The sequence below is a fragment of the Phytobacter sp. V69 genome (assembly GCF_965644215.1).
Lineage (GTDB): Bacteria > Pseudomonadota > Gammaproteobacteria > Enterobacterales > Enterobacteriaceae > Phytobacter.
Window position 1 is genome coordinate 1 of sequence record NZ_CBFFRL010000344.1, and the last position, 2,865, is coordinate 2,865.

The following is a 2,865-nucleotide window of genomic DNA, read 5'->3' on the forward strand; positions in this document are numbered from 1 at the left end:
ATGATAATAGGGCCTTCTGATTAGAAGGCCCTATTATCAATGATTTTTATCCTCGTGACGACACTATCTAGCGTCGAAAGGGAACATACGCATGTCGCCCGGGTGCTTTGCTTATCCGGGCGACGAACTGACCTAAACGGAGTCGGTAGTGATCCACGGCTCCATAATTTCATAAATCATCAGCACTTCGGTGAGCGGCACGGCGAGATGATATTTACGGTTCAGGGCCTGGAAGAAGGTGTCATGGACGGCAACAAACGCCTGTTGCTCCAGCGCTAATTCGGCGTCATCCCGATGGCGCATACCGGTATTGACCATCACGCGCTCAATCATCAGGGCGATGTGCATAAAGAGATTGATGCGCAGATAACTTTCGAAATGGATTTTATAAAAGGACTCGTATTGCTTAATGACCGATTCAACTTCGTTGATGATGATCACTGGATTGAGGAAATTCAGCCTGCTGGCAACGCCTTCGACAGTAAAAAGTTTCACCACTTCTTCCACCATTGGCTCGAGGCTGCCTTCCACCACCAGATCCGTAAAATAGTCGCGGCGTAGCACCTGCGTTTTCTCTTTAATCAGCTGTTCGACGCTCAGCAGTGGAATATAGCCTGCCTCCAGATCGGTGGTGGTAATGATGAGTCTTGTGCCGTTCAGGGCCGGGTCGGCGCGGGCAATTTTCCATTTCAGATCGTCATATTCCATCGTGACGATATCGATCTCTTCCCGGGCCAGGTAGCGGCTTAAAATATCTTTCAGTTTCCGCGATATCCCTTCGCCCGAGATGCAGGAGATGATGATTTTATTGCCGGGAAGCACGCCTGCGTAATAGCGAGTCTCAATTTCATAGGCCCCTTTTACACCTTCGATAATCTCTTCCATCGGTAGCTGACTTTGAATTTTCCCGGCGATATCCAGCGCCATGGCCGTACTGACGTTGTTAATGACCAGCAGTTCACCGTGCAGATGGAGTTTGATCTCTTCGTAGATCTCTTTCAGCGAGCCCATATCAACCAGAATAATGAGCCCCGCCCCTTGTTTCAGAGCCGCCAGATGGGCAATCAGCAAATCGATAATGTCGCGCGTTGACGTAGCCCACGGCATATCAAACGCGTTGAAATAATACCCACCGATCAGTTGGTTGGCGATACCGGCGATACTGGAGGCGGTTGAACGCCCGTGCGAGACGATAACGCCCTGAATGGCATCGTCTTCTCCCGCCAGCTTATTAAGGGCACAGCTCAGCAACGGCAAAAGCATGGGCAGAGGGCTATCGGTCACGTGTTTGTTGAGCAAGGCGACACAGCTTTCCGCCAGCAGGCGAGCCTTACAGGAGACATAGTCTGTGGCAGCCTGCAGTTCTGCGATTTGTGCTTCATCGTGCGTGATGTGCAGCGCCCAGATCAGGCAAAGCCAGATGGCCTTGCGTAACTCCTGGCCACACTCCACGCCGGTCTGCGTTTCCAGTTCGTTGATGGCATGCATCGTGTTTTGCCAGATATAGCCCGTAAACACGTTTTCCTGGCCGATGACACCATGCACGATCGTCAGCAATTGCTCCAGTTTACGGTTTAACAGCAGCACATTGCCGCTGTGGCAAAACTCGCGAAAGATAACGTCATCGCGCATCGCTTTCGGGAGCAGGGCGGTGATATCCTGCGTTGCAGATTTGCCTTTCGCCGCAATCACCAGCACCTCCCCGCTGGGACGCGGCGTATGCAAGGTGATAAAGGGACTTTGCTGCTGCTCGCTCCAGGCGCTGGCGGCCATCACTTTGATCTGATTTTTTAACTCGCCGATATTGCCGCGCACCGGGGACATCACCAACTGATGCATTAACTGGGTATCCAGGTGGATATCGCGACTCAGGCTGGCCGCTTCCGCCTGCAGGAAATGTTCGACCTGCGCCACGCGCTCGGTGAGCGGGCGGGAAATGTAGTTGGGTAACGCAACGCGCACCGGAATGCGCCGCCGGAAGGTGTTTAATAATACGGTGTCGATATTTTCCGTGGTGGCGAAGATAAAGCGCAGCGTGGCAGGGTGACGCGTGCGGTTATCGCCAAGGCGGTAAAAGTAGCCCTTATCCATAAACAGAAAGAGCTTCTCCTGATTTTCCGTCGAGAGACGATGCACCTCATCCAGAAATAAGAAGCCGCCGTCCGCTTCATCAAACGCGCCGGGTTTTTCCCGGTCCGCGCCGGTAAATGCCCCGCGCGTGTAGCCGAACAGCGTGGCTGACAGCAGCTCCGGGTTATTGGCGTAATCCGCGCAGTTGAGCTCAATAAACGGTTTGTCGGTAGAAATCACGCCGCGCTCCAGGGCGTACTGCCAGATAAGCGACGCCAGATGACTTTTGCCGACCCCGCTCTCCCCGGACAGTAAAATGGGCAGACCGCTGGTGGGGTAATCCACCGCCGACCGACACAGCGACACGATCTCCTCGAGACTCCCCTGTGCGCCAATCAGTCGACTGAAGGCGTCACTGCTTTTCGACACTAGCACCGGACGATGGGGTTGGGTGGTGGCGGCATCGTTCACAAAAAAGCGTACCGGGCGGGTATTATCTTTCTGTAATTTCCCGTCGTCACACAGCCGATTGAGATAGTGGCTAATGACGCTGCGATTCACCTGCATGAAGTCAGCACAGTCCTGAGCGGTAAAACCCGCCGTGTGATTCGCATAGTGCGTTAAAATATTCTGGAAGAGTTTTTCTTTGGCGGACAGTGCCATCTCAGCGCCCCACAAATGCCAGCAGCGCCCAGTGTCGATTTATTTTCGACACTAGACACTAGATAGTGTCGTCACGAGGATAAAAATCATTGATAATAGGGCCTTCTAATCAGAAGGCCCTATTATCATGAC

General features: G+C 53.1%; 1 protein-coding gene. It reads right to left on the bottom strand.

Going from position 1 to position 2,865, the window contains the following annotated elements:
• Window positions 1–132 precede the first annotated feature (132 nt).
• Window positions 133–2,733: a sigma 54-interacting transcriptional regulator gene (locus tag ACSZPU_RS24815; protein WP_499004246.1), complete on the bottom strand. Its 2,601-nt coding sequence runs from the start codon at window positions 2,731–2,733 to the stop codon at window positions 133–135.
• Window positions 2,734–2,865 lie beyond the last annotated feature (132 nt).